The sequence below is a fragment of the Petrotoga sp. 9T1HF07.CasAA.8.2 genome (genome assembly GCF_002895585.1).
GTDB classification, from domain to species: Bacteria; Thermotogota; Thermotogae; order Petrotogales; family Petrotogaceae; genus Petrotoga; species Petrotoga mobilis.
Genome location: NZ_AZRI01000043.1, coordinates 1 through 16423, shown reverse-complemented (window position 1 = coordinate 16423; position 16423 = coordinate 1). Strand labels below are relative to the sequence as shown.

The window sequence follows — 16423 nt, the reverse complement described above, 5'->3', positions numbered from 1 at the left end:
AAGGTAAGGAGTCGTCGGCAGCGTCAGATGTGTATAAGTGTCAGGTGTTTCTATGTGGAGAGATCTAGGGGCAAAGCGAGTCATATTGGCAAGAGAACTTTCATTAAAAGAAATATCAGAAATCAGAGAAAAAGTCCCAGATATAGAAATTGAAGTATTCATACATGGAGCGATGTGTGTATCTATTTCAGGAAGATGTCTATTAAGTAATTACTTGACGGGGCGAGACGCCAACAGAGGGGAATGTACACAGCCTTGTAGATGGAAATACTATTTAATGGAAGAAAAAAGGCCTGGGGAGTATTTTCCTGTGTTTGAAGATGAAAGAGGAACTTACATTATGAATTCTAAAGATCTTTGCACTATCGATTTTCTTGATAAAATAATCGAAACCGGAGTTGATAGTTTAAAGATAGAAGGAAGGATGAAAAGTAGTTATTATGCAGGAGTAACGACTAAAGTATACAGGCAAGCAATAGATAGCTATTACAACAAAGAATACACAAAGGAACTTATCGATTGCTTAAAAAAAGAACTCGAAAGCGTTAGTCACAGAGAATACACATCAGGTTTTTACTTTCATAAACCGGATGAAAACTCCCAAAATTATAAGACTTCTTCTTACATTAGAAATTACAAATTTGTGGGGAAAATTATAGAAAAGATATCTGAAGATCAATATGTTGTTGATATCAGGAATAAGATAGAAAAGGGTGAAGAATTAGAGATTGTAACCAAAAAAGGCGAAAATACCAAAGTATTATTAGATCAAATAGTAAATCTGGAAGATGGTAGTTTAATCGACAGTGCGAATCCCAATCAAAAGATAATTTTGAGGGGGGATAATTCCTTGGACCTCGGTGATTTAATCCGAATTCCTGAAAAAGGAGGCAGTAATCAAATTGATTGAATTGATCGATCTTACAAAACGTTTTGCTGAAAACGTAGTGGCAGTGGATCATGTAAACTTGGAAATAGAAGATGGGAAAATTTTCGGGTTTTTAGGGCCTAACGGTGCAGGAAAAACAACCACTATAAACATGATTACTGGTTTGTACAAACCAACTTCTGGAAGAATTATTTATGATGGTATGGATTTTCAAAAAGAACCAATAAAGATAAAAAAGTTGATAGGTTTTGTCCCTGATGAACCATTTCTATTTGAAAAGATAACAGGAATATCTTATCTAAATTTTATAAGCGATGTGTTTGAGGTTCCGCTTGATGAACGCAAAAAAAGAGGGGAGTGGCTGATAAAAACCTTTAAGCTCGAAAACTCTATTAGTAATCCTATTTCTACTTACTCCCATGGAATGAAACAAAAATTAACTCTGATTGCTGCGTTGATTCACAACCCAAAGTTCTGGATTCTCGACGAGCCGATTGTTGGACTTGATCCTGAGTCAGCTTTTATTCTGAAAAATCTTATGAAAAAACATGTGGAAGCAGGAAATATAGTATTTTTTTCCACACATATTATGGAAATTGCAGAAAAAATTTGTGATGAAATAGCAATAATTGATAAAGGGAAAATCATCTTTGATGGTTCTATAAACGAACTAAGAAAGCTCAAAGGGGATAAAAGTTTGGAACAAATATTCTTAGAGGTGACAAATAGTGAAAGTGAAAAGATTGATTTCTCTTATCTTGATTAAATTTGATCAACACTATGGAATTTCCAAAACTAAATACTCTATAAAAAGGAATAAAAGTGATTTAATTACTTTTATAGTTATTTTTTGCGCACTTGTACCAACGGTTGTTGCCTATTCATTTCCCTACCTCAACATGCTTAAAACTACTTTGGAAACTTATACAATCTTGAATATTCAGCCATTATTTCTGGCAAATTTTTTTGTCTTAGCTGGTTTTTTTGGCTTCTTCTTAGGTGCTTTTCTGCTGATTGGAGAATTATTTATCAATGAAGACATGAAGCTTTTGTTAACCTTACCTTTGAAACCTTATGAAGTTATTTTAGGGAAATTATCTGTAATTTTATCAGATCAAATGTTTATTTCATTGATATTATTGCTGCCTTCTTTGATTTATTTTGGGGTTTATACTAAACAAAATTTTTTATATTATTTAATATTCTTAATTGTTTTTCTTTTTTCGCAAGTATTTCCAATGACTTTGGTTTTACTCTATACTTTGTTCACTTCAAGATTATTAAAAAAATCTAATAGGCTAGAGCTTCTATTGTATTTATCAACAATTTTTCTTATGGTTATCTTTGGTTTATATTTGTTTTTATCAGGGTCAACTTTCTCAATAAATATGGAAAATCAAAACGAAATACCCAATATTTCTATCAATCCGGACAGTACGATTACTAAAGTAGCATGGCTTTATCCCCCAGCTTTTTTAGCCGTAAAATCTTTAACTAGTGGCATTTTTTTAAATTTAGCATGGCTTTTATTGTTCCTGGGCTTTCATTTATCCCTATTAATTTTAACGTTGTATATTGGGGAAAAGTTATATTTTTCTAATTATTCTTCCCTGATAGAATCAAAACCTTTACTTAGAAAATCTGAAATTCAAGAAACTTATAACTTCTTCACGAAAGAATCTACAGTAGACAAAGCTCTATTGAAAAGAGAGTGGCAGTATTTTTTGAAAACACCTTCATTTTCAGTCAATGGATTTGCTAATGTTTTAGTTTTTCCTATAATATTAATAGTCTTTGGTATTATATTCACTAATGTGGATTTAGGGTTAAGCAATCAAATGATCAGCATGATATTACAATACAAATTATTCATTGTTGGGTTTGTTGCAACTTTAGCTTCGTCAATAAACGGCGTTTCTTACTCATGTTTTTCAAGGGAAGGAGGTTTGATAAAAGAACTGAAAATATTACCTGTAAATGTGGATCAAATTTTGAGGGCCAAAATTAAACATATTATGCAAATAAGCTCTTTAGGTTTTGTTTCTGGTTTAATTATTGGGACATTACTTTTTAAACTAAATCTTTATGAATTTTGCGGAGCCATGATCTTAGCGATTATTTTTAATTTGTTTCTAAATATAATTCAAATGATTATTGATGCTTCAAAACCATACTTAAACTGGGATAATCCACAGAAGGCGATGAAACAAAATATAAATGGTTTGCTTGCTGTATTGTTGGTTTTTGGAGTTGTTGCAATCATGGGGTTCTTGATATATAAGCTGGTTCCATTATTCGATCAGTATATTATTTTAATCATTCTAAACTTAATATTCTTGATTTTTAGTTTCTTCCTATGGCGATATTTAAAAAGAAAAACCGTTCAACTTCTAAGTAGAGAATTATAATAGCAATTGTTTTTAAAAAACACAAGAGTCTATCAAAAACCCATTATCGCTGTTACAACAAATACAATTATGAAAGAAATAAGAGTTGTCAGACTCACGAAACTGCTAGCGAGTTCGGAGTCATAGTTGTTTTTTACCGAATAAACGATCGCCATCATTGCACTTGGTAGCAATGGGGAAAGAAAAAGAGAAATTCTTTGCAGTTCTGTACTTACAGGGATTAGTAAAGTGGATAGAGAAACTATCAACCCTAACAAATACTTTGTGATTACAGAAATTGTTAAGATTCTTCTGTGGGCTTTTAGAGATACTATATTGAAATAAAAACCTACTAAAAACATTATCAAGAAATTATTCGCGTCTTTTATAACCATCATCGGGGAAAGTATAAATTCAGGTAAATTAACGCTGTTTAGGAAAAAAGCTATAATTAAAGCTATAAAGGGAGGAAATTCAAACAGGTCTACAATGTGGAACTTTCCTCCTTTTCCTTCAGCAACAGACTTGCCAACTCCAAATACTATAAAACTGTTTCCTAAGTCGTAAAGTGCAAAGTAAGTTATGGATTCAATGCCCCATAACATTTCTGCCAAAGGGTACATGAAAAGGCCAATATTCAATCCACAAAAAGCTAATAGTATCACGGTACTTATTTTAACATCTTCGATTTTTAAAGTTCTTATTAAAAATTTTCCACCCCAAAAGATCAGTAAACCGCCTAATAAGCCTATTAAAACAAAAAATAATTTAGATAAATCTATATGAGACGAAGTTATACCTATAAATACAGTCATGGGAAGAGTAAAATTGATTATCAAAGTTGTTAGAATATCACCCGTATTTTTGGGTAAAAATCTTTTGGATATGTTTCCTAGTGTTGCTATTATTACGAAATTTATAAGTGCCGTCACTGAATTACTCTCCTTTTATTGCTAAAAATATCTATTTTAGGAATTCTAACGGTAGTTCCATTCTCACGGTTTTTAAAGGATCAACCACTTGGCAAATTTGAAGATTTCCGATAGCGCTGAGCAAGAACATAGCCTTTTCTTTACTCAATTTATATTCTTGGCTCAAAAAATGTACCATGTTTTTTGTGGCTGTAATTGAAGCTTCATCTAAAGATGGTTTTGAAGCTAATGAATAAATATTTTTTTCAGTTTTCACCATAGGCAATTTCCAATTTTTATCTTTTATTATATTGAATGAAACGGATACTTCAGCGGGGATTTCCACACCTGTCACGCAAACTTCCCCATCTCCCATAGCTGCATGTAAATCGCCTAAAGCAAATAAAGCTCCTTCAACATTCACAGGTAGATACACGGTAGTTCCTTCTCCAATGATATTACAGTCCATGTTTCCACCATGCTCTCCAGGTGTACCACAAGGGATACTTCCTTCCTTAGGAGCGGTACCAATAACCCCTATCATCGGTTTTAAAGGTATTTCATAGTCATACAAAAAAGCTTTGTTTTCTTTTATTGGTACTATTTTGATAAAACTTCGTTCAAAAGAATCACCTAAGGCTCCCATATCTTTGCCCGTTAACATTACACCATAATCTCGAGTTATTTTTATATTTTCTATATTAACTTCCAAAACGTCTCCCTCTTTTGCCCCTTCAATGAAAATAGGACCTGTAGCCGGATTAACTTTTTCCCAGTTTATTGAATCGAAAGACTGGTTCTCAGATCTTATTTCATCACTTAAAGCGTCTTTGGTCTCTATACAGATTTTCTCTTTTGGTTTAACTTTAGCTACGGGAGTATTTGTTTTAGAAAAACTAAATATAGAGTTTTCTTTTTTGATTTTCATCAACATTGATCACCTCTTTTGGTTTTTTTCTGTAAATAAAAGGAATACTTTTTGAAAATTTTGTTTTATCTTTATTTATAATTAAAAAGACTATAATATAATCAATGTATATTTTATCATACAAGTTTTAATTATCTATTATTATAAAGTCTGATTAAAAGAGTTCAAAGCAAATATTTTTAATAGGAGAGGTTATGGTGGAAAATGACGAAAAGGCAATAGAAGAGCTATTGGATATGTATGAATCCGCCTCCGAGATGTATACTGGAGCTGTAATGCGAATAGATCTGTCTAATGGTAAGATATTGTATTCAGAAAATTTAAAACAAATCACCGGTATTGGGAAAAACGAGCTTCCCCAAAATCTAAATGAGTTATTAGGTTTGATAAAAGAAGAAGATGTCCAAAAAATTATCGATAAAGTTAATAGCAGTGAATACGAAGCCGAGTGGACGTTGAAAGTTTCTTTGAAAAGCAACAGAGAAGGTTTTAATACTTTTGATTTAATAGGAAAGAAAAAAAGAAGGGACGGAAAAGATGTTTTATACGTTTTGGTTCGCAATCCCCAGAAGAATTTTGGTTTGATGAGTCCTGATACATTTTTCCCAAAAGAGGTAATTGACAATTCTCCTCAGGCCATAGTGATAACTGATAAAAACAATAAAGTAGTGAGGGTAAACAAAGCATTTTTAAAAATGACCGGCTATACTCTTGATGAGGTTATCGGGAAGGACCCTCACTTTTGGGCTTCAAATATGCACGATAAAAGTTTTTATGAGCAGATGTGGCAAGAACTTAAATCAAAAGGATTTTGGAGCGGTAGAATAATAGATAGAAAAAAGAACGGTGAAGTCATATTCCTTTATTCAAATTTCTTCGAAATTAAAGGATACAACAACGAAGTAATAGGGTATATGGCTATAAATACGGATATTACTAATAGGGTTAAAAAAGAAGAAGAAATAACAAGAGTACTCAAACATGATTCTTTAACAGGTTTGCCAAACTCGAAAAATTTATTGGAAAGGATTGAAGAGGTTCTACAAAAAAACACACAAGAAAATAAACTTGCTCTTTTGATAGTGGAAATCGAAGAATTACACGAATTAATTGATTTTTATGGTTTAGAAACGATGAATCACGTTATAAAAGATGTGGCAAAGAAAATTATCGAAATTGTTGATAAAAAATACTTTGTCTCCGTGATCTCTAAACACGAGTTTGCTTTGCTTGGTAGTTTTGAAGATGTAGATGAGTTAGAAAAATTCGCAGCCAACCTTTTAAATAACTTATCAAAACCTTTTCAAATATTTGGAGAAAGAATTTTTTTAAAAATGAAGATAGGTGTAAGCAACTACCCAGTAGATTCAACCAATCCAGAAGATTTAATAAATCAGGCGAAAATAGCTTTAAAAGATTCAGAGAAAAAAACTATCAATTTTTATTCACCCGAATTATCGAAAATTTTTGGATTTGAAAAGAAAGTGGAAGATGAGATAAATTTGGCTTTGGAAAATAAGGGACTATTGATGTATTTTCAACCCCAAATAGATACAAATTCGATGAATATTATAGGTGCTGAAGCATTAATTAGGCTACAAAAAGAGAACGGTTCTATTTTATCACCAAATGAATTTTTGGGTATTGCTAAAAAGAATGCGCTTATGGATAGGATCGATCAGTTTGTTTTGGAGGAAACAATAAAGAGTTCAGGCGTTATAAACGAATCATTAAATAAAAACATAAGGATTTTTTTCAATGTCTCAAAATCATTTTTTGAAAGAGAGAATTTTTTATATAACATTGAAAGTATGTTGCATAAGTATAATTTAAATCCTTCTTACTTAGGAATTGAGCTAACAGAAGATCTATTCATTGAAGATTTTTATTCAGCTCAGAAAAAAATAAAGGCTTTAAAAGAAATAGGATTAAAGATAGCCCTTGATGATTTTGGAACCGGATTTTCTTCACTTTCGTACTTAAATAAATTGGATATTGATAAGATAAAAATAGATAAAAGTTTTATTGATAATATTTTACATGATAAGACGTCTCAAAGGTTAGTATCAAGTATCATTTCAATGTCGAAAAGCTTAGGATTTGAAGTTATTGCAGAAGGGGTAGAAAGTGAAGAACAGTTATTATTTCTTCAAGAGGAAGGGTGCTATGAGGTACAAGGTTATTATTTTAGTAAGCCTTTACCCTTTGATCAGTTCAGACTTTTTCTGAAAAGAGAAACAATTAAGATATAAACGGGAGAGAGGAATGACAACAACGATTGAAGAGAAAATAGATTCTATAAAAAAGGAAATGAAAGAGATAATAGGTAATAAACATTTGTATATTGCTTTTTCAGGAGGTATGGACAGTACCGTCGTAGCCCTACTTGCAAAAGATATTTTTCCTAAAAGTAAGATTACTTTAGTAAACGTTTGTTTTGGTGGTTATTCTTACTCAAAAGGATTAGAAGCTGTTTTAACCTTATCCAAACAGTTGGGTTTAAAATTATTTTTTTCACGAGGCGAAGAAGAACAGGAGGAGATAATGTACCATGGCCCAAATTGTAATCAATGTACAAGGATTGTAAAAATCGGAAAGGTAAAGCAGTTTTCTTATAAAGGGATAGTTGCTTCAGGTGCCAACTTATCTGATTCATGGGGCAATACGGGGATTAAGTTTTTTGATGGGATATACTCTCCTATTTTAAATTTGAACAAAGAAGAGATAAGGGAGATTTTGGAGTATTATAATATAAAGATACCAAAAATTGGGGAGAATAGTATAAGAGAAGGTTGTAAGTACAAACATTTATTAAAAATGTCTGTTAATAGAGATTATCATTCAAGAGCTGATATCATTGCCAACGAAGTGATTCACGATGTGCTTGATTTTTACGATGTTCAAAGAGATATTGCAAACGTTAAAATTATCGGTCCTCTTTCAAAAAATATTGCTTTAATTAATGTTAAGCCCTTGCCACCTAAAGAAATTTTAGAAGAGATAAAACGTTTCCTTCAAAATGAAGATACCATAGATTTTGTGGATATAGTAGATAGCGCTTTAAAACTCAAAATTTTGGTAAATCCAGGTATATATAACAACGAAGAGTCAAAATATTGGATATTAAATGGGCGATTGGCTCCGGAATTTGCTATGCCCATAAGCGCCGAATGGGTAAAAAGCTCAAACTACAAGTTATGGACTTTTGCTGTAGTGGATTATAAAAAGTTATAAAAAAATCACAATTCTACCATTTTGAATAGGATCTTCGTTTAATTTTAAGAAAAAAAGATTCATATACGATAATTGTAATATTTGAAGGAGCTAGTATGGTATATATAATTATTCACATTGTAATTTTGTTAATATTGGTCTATGTTTTTTATATAGGGATAAAAATTGCTATCTATGTTAGAAGAATCGCTAATAAAAATGATAAAGCACCTATTTTCATTCCCCCTGACCCTAAAAAAGTTATAAGAAGTAGATTTAACGCTACTCTTTTTGAAGCGGCAATTACTTGTTTAGAAAATGAGGTCGAAAAGGATTATGCACTTAAATCTATTATAGAAAAGTTACCTATCTTTTTAAAAGCCGATTCTTGGAGTTTTTTAATAACTCCACCTGATGACGAATGGAGATTTTTATTCTGGTCAAAGAATTTAGACTTTCTTCCCTTAGAAGAAGTAGCCAAAGAAATACAGATTAGCGGAGAACATATAAAAAGGGTATTCAATACAAAAAAAATACTTTTTATAAAAGATACTAAAAAGAGTACCCTTTGGAATCAAAAACATAGCTTGTCCAAGTCCTGGTTGGGCATACCGATTATGGTAAAAAATGAAATAATAGGTGTTTTGAATGTGGATTGGTTTAGGGAAGTAAAAATATCCAAATTTGAAAAAGAATTGATAAATTATTTTCTGGAAGATATAGATAGAGTTTTAAAAACGATTTTTTCTTTGAATGAACTGTTTCTAGGATCCGATTTAGATATACTAACTCAAGTGTACAATAGGAAAGCCCTTGAAAAATATATTTCTCAACATAAATCTGATAGTTCAAAAAAGGCCGTTATTTTTTTGGACTTTGACAATTTTAAACAGATTAACGATAATTTTGGTCACACCGTAGGGGATCAAGCTTTAAAACTCCTTACAAAGAGAATTCAAAATTCTATTAAATCTGATGATTTAATCTTTAGGTACGGAGGAGACGAATTTGTTATAATAATAAATGAAATAAGAGAAAACAATAGTATTGATATAATAATACAAAGAATCAAATCAACTGTTAAAACCCCAATAACAATTAAGGATACATTGATAATATCTTCTATCAGTTTAGGGTACTGTCTTGTTCCTGAAGAAGCCCCTGATATTGAGAAAGCCATTGAAATAGCAGATAAAAGAATGTATTTGGAAAAAAATAAAAAGGGGGTATTATGAATGGGTATATGGCTTATAGTTTTGTTGGTTTTATCTGTTGTTTTTATAGTTTTTGCAACTGCAAGATTAACTCTGCATCCTTTCCTAGTTTTACTGTTTACTGCAGTTTTGTTTGGTATTTTTTCTGGAATGAGTTTGACAGACATAGTTGATTCAATTACCGGTGGTTTTGGAGGAACGCTTGGAAGTATAGGCATCGTGATCGCCCCTGGCACCATAATCGGTACCTTCCTTGAAAAGTCTGGCGGCGCGTTTAAGATGGCTGAAGCTACTTTAAAATTAACTGGGGAAAAAAGAGTTCCGTTGGCTATGGCAATAATAGGTTATATAGTTTCCATCCCTGTTTTTTGTGACTCTGGATTTGTAATTCTTTCTCCTTTGAACAGGGCTGTTACGAAGAGGGCAAAGTTCTCTCTTGCAGCAACCGGTCTTGCCCTTAGTCTTGGGTTGTATGCAACTCATACAATGGTTCCTCCTACACCAGGGCCTATAGCTGCCGCTGGGATCTTAGGCGCTGATTTGGGGATGGTTATATTAATTGGTTTGGTAGTTTCTATTCCCGCTATGCTAATAGGCGTACTATACGCCAATATAATGGGAAAAAGAATATATATAGATCCAGAACCTGAATTAAGCGATTCCGAAATAGAGGAAAGAACCAAGAAAGCCCCTTCAACTTTTAATTCTTTCATGCCGATAGTTGTTCCTATCATATTGATACTTTTAAAATCAATTTCTGATTTCCCAACCAGACCTTTTGGAGACGGAGCTATTAGAAACTTTTTTGGTTTTGTTGGTAATCCGGTAATCGCTCTTTTAATAGGAGTTTTAATAGCTTTCACTTTACCTAAAAAATTAGATAAAAAGATGCTTTCTTCAAGTGGTTGGGTAGGTGAAGGATTGTTAAATGCAGCATCTATTATTTTGATAACAGGAGCTGGTGGTGCATTTGGAAGAGTCCTTCAAAATTCAGGAATTGCAAATGTATTAGGCGAAGGTTTAGCAACAGCTAATTTAGGTATCTGGCTGCCTTTTATCGTAGCTGCAGCGATTAAATCGGCCCAAGGATCTTCAACTGTTGCCATAATAACTACTGCATCGTTAATGGCACCATTGATGGGCTCTCTAGGTTTGACCACACCTGCTGCAATAGCGTTGTCTGTTGTTGCCATTGGAGCTGGTTCCATGGTAGTATCTCATGCCAACGATAGTTATTTCTGGGTTGTTTCACAATTTTCTAGAATGAGTGTTAATCAAGCTTATAGGCTTCAAACGCTGGGGACATTAATAGAAGGAGTCACGGCAGCAATCGTTATATGGATTATAAGTTTAATGATTTTGTAAGGAGTTGATTGTTTGAAAAATTTACGTGAAGATGCCTTTAGAATAATAAAAAGTTCAATAGATTCTGTTTTACCTGAAAAAGCTATTCAACAAGAACTTGAGAAGTTGAGTTTAGATGATAATATTCATATAGTTGCTATAGGTAAAGCTGCTTGGAGGATGGCTAAAGCAGCAAAAGATTTCTTAAAGGATAAGGTAAAAGATGGAATAGTTATAACAAAATATGGCCATTCTCAAGGAACTATAGAAGGGCTCCAAATATATGAAGCAGGTCATCCGATTCCAGATGAAAATACTATAAAAGCCACAAAGAAAGCTATAGAATTGGTAGAAAATTTACGTGAAGATGATGTTGTATTATTTCTTGTTTCAGGAGGAGGTTCAGCCCTTTTTGAGCTTCCCGTTGAGGGTGTTACTTTAGAAGACATAAAAAATGTCACAGATATGTTGTTAAAATCTGGAGCAAATATAGTGGAAATAAATACAGTTAGGAAACATCTATCTCGAGTTAAGGGAGGAAATTTTGCAAAATTAGTTGAACCTGCAAAAATATATTCTCTTGTTTTATCTGATGTGTTAGGGGACAGATTGGATAGCATAGCATCTGGTCCTGCATACCCTGACTCTACCACCATCAAAGATGTGGAAAAAATAATAAAAAAGTATGACTTACAACTTTCAGAAAAGATCTTACAGGCTCTAAAAAATGAGACTCCAAAACATCTAAATAACGTTGAAACAAGGATTATTGGTAGTGTAACTAAGGTTTGTGAAAGTGCTGCTAAGATTGCTCAACATTTGGGATATAATACTATAATTTTAACAACCACGCTTGATTGTGAAGCAAAAGAAGCCGGCTCATTTTTAGCTTCCATAGTTAGAGAGGAAAAAGAAAAGGAAAGACCTTTAAACACTCCTTGTGCAATAATTTTAGGAGGAGAAACGGTTGTTCATGTTAGAGGAAAGGGTAAAGGAGGAAGGAATCAAGAATTGGTTTTATCTGCAGCTCGAGGTATTAAAGGATATCAAGAAGTTTTGATTGCTTCGGTAGGAACAGACGGAACTGATGGCCCAACGGATGCAGCAGGTGGAATAGTTGATGGGGAAACGGTCAATAGGTTACAAGGCAAAGGAATAGATGTTGAAAATGTATTAAATAACAACGACTCATATCATGCCTTACAAAGTATTGACGGCCTAGTTATAACAGGGCCTACCGGCACAAATGTAAATGATTTAACTTTTATACTGTGTGATTGAATCTTCAGCATCTCAATTTTTTAATAAATTCATAGGTCAATCTGGCAGTGATGCCCCAAATAATTCTATCTTCGTAAACATAGAAATAAACAGGATATTTGCCAACTCTCCAGTTGTAATCTTTTCCGTTAGGTATAAGATCATAAGGGAATCCTTCATCTATTTCGTTTGTAAGATAAGTGTTATGCACTAAAGGTTCATGAGATAAGAAATAGTCTAACGGTATCGTAAATACCTCTTCCACTTCTTCATTAGGTTTTATTGTGTTAACGTTTATATTCAAAAAGCCAACATACGAATATATTAAATAATTGAAGGGAGTAAGGAGATAATCCGCTGCTCCCAATATTTCTATGTTATTCGGTTGCAAATTCAATTCTTCACAACTTTCTCTAATTGCTGCATTTTTTGGTGTTTCATTTGCCTCAATTTCTCCTCCTGGAAAAGAAACTTCACCAGGTTGTCTCTCTAAAGTCTTTGATCTCAATTCGTATAAAAGATGTAAAGAGTTGTCTTTTTGTATCAAAGAAATCAACACTGAAAAACAATTTTCTACTCCTATAGGTTTTGGAGAATAATCTTTAAAAATTTGTTTAATTTTATCTATATTCACAGAATCACCTTATTTATTATTTACCAAAATCTTTCAGAAAGTAGTTTGGCAATAGCCTCCAAAAATGATCGATCGTCTTGATCAAAAGGGGCTTTTTCATGACTATCGATATCTATTTCACCAACAATATTGCCATTTTTATCAAATATGGGAACAACGATTTCTGACTGTGTTTTTGGGCTGCATGAAAGATAGTTATCCTCTTTGCTAACATCATCAACAACGAAGGTCGTTTTTGTACTTGCTGCTTGCCCACAGATACCTTGTCCAAACTTTATTTTTGTATGTTCTGTTGGCTCTCCAACAAAAGGTCCTAATACAAGAGAATTATCTTCTGTCTCATCGACTAGGTAAAAACCCACCCAATTATAATAAGGTATCCTTTCAGCTAACAATTGAGAAATTAATTTTAAAATGCTCTGCTTATCGTTATAATTTTTGTCACTGATAAGGGTTTTAATTTTATCGTATAAAATCCAGAAGTCAGCTTTTTTCTTATTGGGTGGTGTAGAATTAATGAATTTCATTATTGCTTCTTCTATTAGGGTTTTTGGGTCGATCTTATCCCTGTTGAAATAAAAATAAAGTATATCTATACCAATTATGGTTCCTATGAATGATTCTAAAAATTCGTAAGGGCTATCACCTGTGAACACAGTTAAATAAACCGCATAATCTCCCCTGTCAACTTGAAACTTTTCAGAGGATTTTGTCAGGTCCTTGATGATATCAGCTTTTAAATCTTTTATGATTTCTTGCTTGTACCAAAAAGCCCTGTCAAGTTCCCTTCTTCCAATTTTTTTAAACTTTTCAACAATTTCATCATCTTTGATACCTTTTTTTTCTTGATAAAGATTTATAAAATCTAAAGTTCTCTTGTAGTCTTGCCAAAATAAATTCCATTTTTCTTTTGGATAAGTCAATACTTCAAAAAAATAATCAGTAAAATCTCTAAAAACGCTTCTCATTAATACAATGGACCTCCTTTTGATTTTCCAACAATTATTTAAATTATATCAAAATTGAATCATAAAATAAAAAACCACCTTTTCTGAAGAAACGAGCTTCCGCCTCTTAAAGAAAGGTGGATGGTGCCGAGGGCGGGACTTGAACCCGCACGGACAAAAGCCCATAAGATCCTGAATCTTACGCGTCTACCAATTCCGCCACCTCGGCTTATTAACTGCCATTCGTTTAAATTATACCACTACAAAGGGATTTTGTGAATACCATTCCGGATATTTAATAATGTAACTTAGCATAATTATATATTAACTAAATAAATGTTTGTGCGTTACTTTTTGTGTATTAAATATTGAATTAGAAATTTATGATTTTTGAAATTGGGATTCTCTGAAAACCCGATACTTTCATGACAACTGTGGGTAGGGAGCGGGGTAAAATGGCGCTATATATGGAATTTTAGAGTTTCTAAAGATAGTAATCCAAAAAAACTTAGGGAGGTTGGATAAATTGGAATTAACGCAACTCATAAGAGAAGCGGCAAAAAATCTAGAAACACCCTTTTTAGTATTAGACACTAATTATGTAAAGGAAAATTATTACAAGCTCAAAAATTCAATCAACGATGTGGAAATTTTTTATGCGGTAAAAGCCAATTCTCATCCTAGCATACTTGAAACATTAAGAGATTTAGGAGCTTCTTTTGATGTTGCATCAAGAGGGGAAATAGAGAAATTGATGAAGTTGGGAATTTCTACAGATAAAATGAGTTTTGGAAATACCATAAAGAAAGAAAAAGACATAAAATTCGCCTGGGATAATGGAGTAGAATATTTTGCAGTAGATGCTGAGATGGAAGTTGAAAAGATTGCAAGAAACGCTCCAGGTGCTAAAGTATATGGAAGACTCTCAATGAGCTCCAATGATTCGGATTGGCCACTGTCAGGTAAATTTGGTACGGACGTAGATCATTTAATAGAAATACTCAAATATGCAAAAAGAAAAGGATTAATTCCATATGGGGTATCTTTCCACGTTGGTTCACAATCATATAACAAATACAAGTGGAAGGAAGCAATTTTGAATGCCAGCGAGGTTTTTGAAAAACTTCACAAGCAAAAGATTGATTTAAAAATGCTGAATTTAGGCGGTGGTATTCCAGTAGAACATACAAAACCAGTGCCGGACGTAGAAGAAATTGGAGAAATAATAAATGAATCGATCAAAGAGTATCTTGGATGGGTGAAAGGGTTAAGAGTTTTATCTGAGCCGGGAAGGTCTATGGTTGGTAATGCAGGGATAATTGCCTCAAGAGTTCTTTTAAGGAGTAGAAAGGGTACACAAAACTGGGTGTTTTTAGATACCGGTGTTTTTCACGGTTTAATGGAAACCATTGAAAATTTCAGGTACGAAGTGCTGGTGGAAGGCAAAGAGTATTCCGAAACAACAACTATGACCTTAGCTGGTCCTACCTGCGACAGTGTAGATACTATCTATGATGAAATTGAATTGCCAATTAATATTGATTATAACGATATAGTATATTTTATAAATACTGGTGCTTACACCAATGAATATGCGACATCCTTTAACGGTATAGAACCACTTAAAGTATACACAGTCGAAGATTTAGAAGCTTTGTTGAAAGACAATATTGTATTTATGGAAGAAATACAAAGCTAATTGCGTAAATTTATTATAATAATATGATTATAAATAGATGCTGAAACGGCATCTATTTTTTAAAAATTAAATCCGATAAAATTAATCTAATTTAAATTAGTGCTTAATATACATTAGTTATAATACTATAGTGAAAGAAATTTCATAGTATAAAAATTTTTAAAGTTCCATCAGTGAAGTACTTTTGAAATAAAACGATTTTCAAAAATAAGATTTTTGATTTTAAGATGAGGAGGTGTTTAGGAATGAAATATTTATCTAATTTTATAAACAGAAGACTAAATCATTCACTAGAAGGCGAAACAATCGATGCTAGTAAGTTGGTAGATGATATGAAAAATGAAGTTTTGATCGAGGAGTCACTATTAGGCTATAATATTCATTGAAATTACTATAAATATCAAACCAAAATTAACTTAAGTGAGGCCTGGGTTTAAAGGCCTCGCTTGTTTAAATACAAGATCAATGTTTTCGAATAAAGGATTCAGACAAAATTATCAATTCACAATAATTTTCAAATAAGTTCATAAAAAAGAAATTGACAAAAGGTAGAGTGATGTGATAATATATACAACGCTGAAGGATGAAAGAGTTAATGAAGTTTGCGTTTTTATGCAAACGAAGTTCTTTTAAAAAAGAAGGAATTTGAATTTGTGGAGTTTGAGGGGTTCACCCCTCAATGCATGTTGGTCTTTGAAAAGTAGATAGAGGAGACTGAAGAGTTTAGGATGAAGGGTTTGATCCTGGCTCAGGGTAAACGCTGGCGGCGTGCGTAACACATGCAAGTCGAACGGGTTATTACTCTTCGGAGTAATGATCAGTGGCGAACGGGTGAGTAAAAGGTAGGGACCTACCCCGAGGACAGAGATAGCTACTGGAAACGGTAGGTAAACTCTGATAAGCCCGAGAGGGGAAAGTGGGAGTCAGCCTTGGGATGGACCTACTATCCATCAGGTAGTTGGTGAGGTAAAGGCTCACCAAGCCGATGACGGATAAC

The 16423-nt window shown here is 32.9% G+C and carries 13 protein-coding genes, 1 tRNA gene and 1 rRNA gene; 10 read left to right on the top strand and 5 right to left on the bottom strand.

What is annotated here, in order from left to right; translation table 11 throughout:
- Nucleotides 1–52: 52 nt before the first annotated feature.
- From X925_RS09385 to X925_RS09375, 3 genes are read left to right on the top strand one after another with little or no spacing between them, the layout of a single operon-like run.
- Nucleotides 53–910 carry a U32 family peptidase gene (locus X925_RS09385; RefSeq protein WP_233187773.1) on the top strand — a complete coding sequence of 286 codons (858 nt, stop codon included), beginning with the start codon at nucleotides 53–55 and terminating at the stop codon, nucleotides 908–910.
- Complete coding sequence (locus X925_RS09380; RefSeq protein ID WP_121959787.1) at nucleotides 903–1655, top strand: ABC transporter ATP-binding protein; 753 nt, start codon at nucleotides 903–905, stop codon at nucleotides 1653–1655. Before X925_RS09385 ends, X925_RS09380 begins: the two co-directional genes overlap by 8 nt.
- Nucleotides 1618–3297, top strand: a complete 1680-nt coding sequence (locus X925_RS09375) for a hypothetical protein (RefSeq protein WP_158245461.1) — start codon at nucleotides 1618–1620, stop codon at nucleotides 3295–3297. The genes X925_RS09380 and X925_RS09375 overlap by 38 nt, the downstream gene beginning before the upstream one ends.
- 32 nt (nucleotides 3298–3329) lie before the next feature.
- On the opposite strand, the gene X925_RS09370 is transcribed toward X925_RS09375, so the two are convergent.
- Nucleotides 3330–4208 carry an AEC family transporter gene (locus X925_RS09370; RefSeq protein WP_121959785.1) on the bottom strand — a complete coding sequence of 293 codons (879 nt, stop codon included), beginning with the start codon at nucleotides 4206–4208 and terminating at the stop codon, nucleotides 3330–3332.
- A 31-nt stretch (nucleotides 4209–4239) separates the two neighbouring features.
- Nucleotides 4240–5118, bottom strand: coding sequence for an acetamidase/formamidase family protein (locus X925_RS09365; RefSeq protein WP_369974004.1), 879 nt, complete (start codon nucleotides 5116–5118; stop codon nucleotides 4240–4242).
- Nucleotides 5119–5309: 191 nt separating this feature from the next.
- Between X925_RS09365 and X925_RS09360 the strand changes: the two genes are divergently transcribed.
- From X925_RS09360 to X925_RS09340, 5 genes are all read left to right on the top strand, one after another.
- Entirely contained in the window at nucleotides 5310–7367 is a 2058-nt protein-coding gene (locus X925_RS09360) for a GGDEF domain-containing phosphodiesterase (RefSeq protein ID WP_121959784.1), read from the top strand.
- Between the two features lie 13 nt (nucleotides 7368–7380).
- The gene (locus X925_RS09355; protein ID WP_121959783.1) at nucleotides 7381–8349 is read left to right on the top strand and encodes a phosphoadenosine phosphosulfate reductase family protein; all 969 of its coding nucleotides are present in this window, start codon (nucleotides 7381–7383) and stop codon (nucleotides 8347–8349) included.
- 95 nt (nucleotides 8350–8444) lie between these two features.
- Nucleotides 8445–9563 carry a sensor domain-containing diguanylate cyclase gene (locus X925_RS09350; RefSeq protein WP_121959782.1) on the top strand — a complete coding sequence of 373 codons (1119 nt, stop codon included), beginning with the start codon at nucleotides 8445–8447 and terminating at the stop codon, nucleotides 9561–9563.
- Nucleotides 9564–10907: a GntP family permease gene (locus X925_RS09345; protein WP_121959781.1), complete on the top strand. Its 1344-nt coding sequence runs from the start codon at nucleotides 9564–9566 to the stop codon at nucleotides 10905–10907.
- A gap of 12 nt (nucleotides 10908–10919) precedes the next feature.
- Entirely contained in the window at nucleotides 10920–12167 is a 1248-nt protein-coding gene (locus X925_RS09340) for a glycerate kinase (protein ID WP_121959780.1), read from the top strand.
- 4 nt (nucleotides 12168–12171) lie between these two features.
- Here X925_RS09340 and X925_RS09335 read toward each other — a convergent pair whose 3' ends face one another.
- The 3 genes from X925_RS09335 to X925_RS09325 form a co-directional block, all read right to left on the bottom strand.
- Nucleotides 12172–12780 (bottom strand): CoA pyrophosphatase, encoded by a 609-nt coding sequence (locus X925_RS09335; RefSeq protein WP_012208371.1) that lies wholly within the window; start codon nucleotides 12778–12780, stop codon nucleotides 12172–12174.
- A gap of 20 nt (nucleotides 12781–12800) precedes the next feature.
- Nucleotides 12801–13748 carry a GAF domain-containing protein gene (locus tag X925_RS10375; protein ID WP_012208370.1) on the bottom strand — a complete coding sequence of 316 codons (948 nt, stop codon included), beginning with the start codon at nucleotides 13746–13748 and terminating at the stop codon, nucleotides 12801–12803.
- A gap of 121 nt (nucleotides 13749–13869) precedes the next feature.
- Nucleotides 13870–13956 (bottom strand) — tRNA-Leu (locus tag X925_RS09325).
- Between the two features lie 297 nt (nucleotides 13957–14253).
- Between X925_RS09325 and X925_RS09320 the strand changes: the two genes are divergently transcribed.
- Together X925_RS09320 and X925_RS09315 are read left to right on the top strand one after the other, a co-directional pair.
- Nucleotides 14254–15426, top strand: coding sequence for a type III PLP-dependent enzyme (locus X925_RS09320; RefSeq protein ID WP_121959779.1), 1173 nt, complete (start codon nucleotides 14254–14256; stop codon nucleotides 15424–15426).
- Nucleotides 15427–16151: 725 nt separating this feature from the next.
- Nucleotides 16152–16423: ribosomal RNA gene (locus X925_RS09315) — 16S ribosomal RNA — on the top strand; the annotation flags it as partial.

Coding starts and splice junctions, on each gene's coding strand:
- X925_RS09385 (WP_233187773.1), top strand. CDS start 53: ATGTGGAGAGATCTAGGGGCAAAGCGAGTCATATTGGCAAGAGAACTT.
- X925_RS09360 (WP_121959784.1), top strand. CDS start 5,310: ATGGTGGAAAATGACGAAAAGGCAATAGAAGAGCTATTGGATATGTAT.
- X925_RS09355 (WP_121959783.1), top strand. CDS start 7,381: ATGACAACAACGATTGAAGAGAAAATAGATTCTATAAAAAAGGAAATG.
- X925_RS09350 (WP_121959782.1), top strand. CDS start 8,445: ATGGTATATATAATTATTCACATTGTAATTTTGTTAATATTGGTCTAT.
- X925_RS09345 (WP_121959781.1), top strand. CDS start 9,564: ATGGGTATATGGCTTATAGTTTTGTTGGTTTTATCTGTTGTTTTTATA.
- X925_RS10375 (WP_012208370.1), bottom strand. CDS start 13,748: ATGAGAAGCGTTTTTAGAGATTTTACTGATTATTTTTTTGAAGTATTG.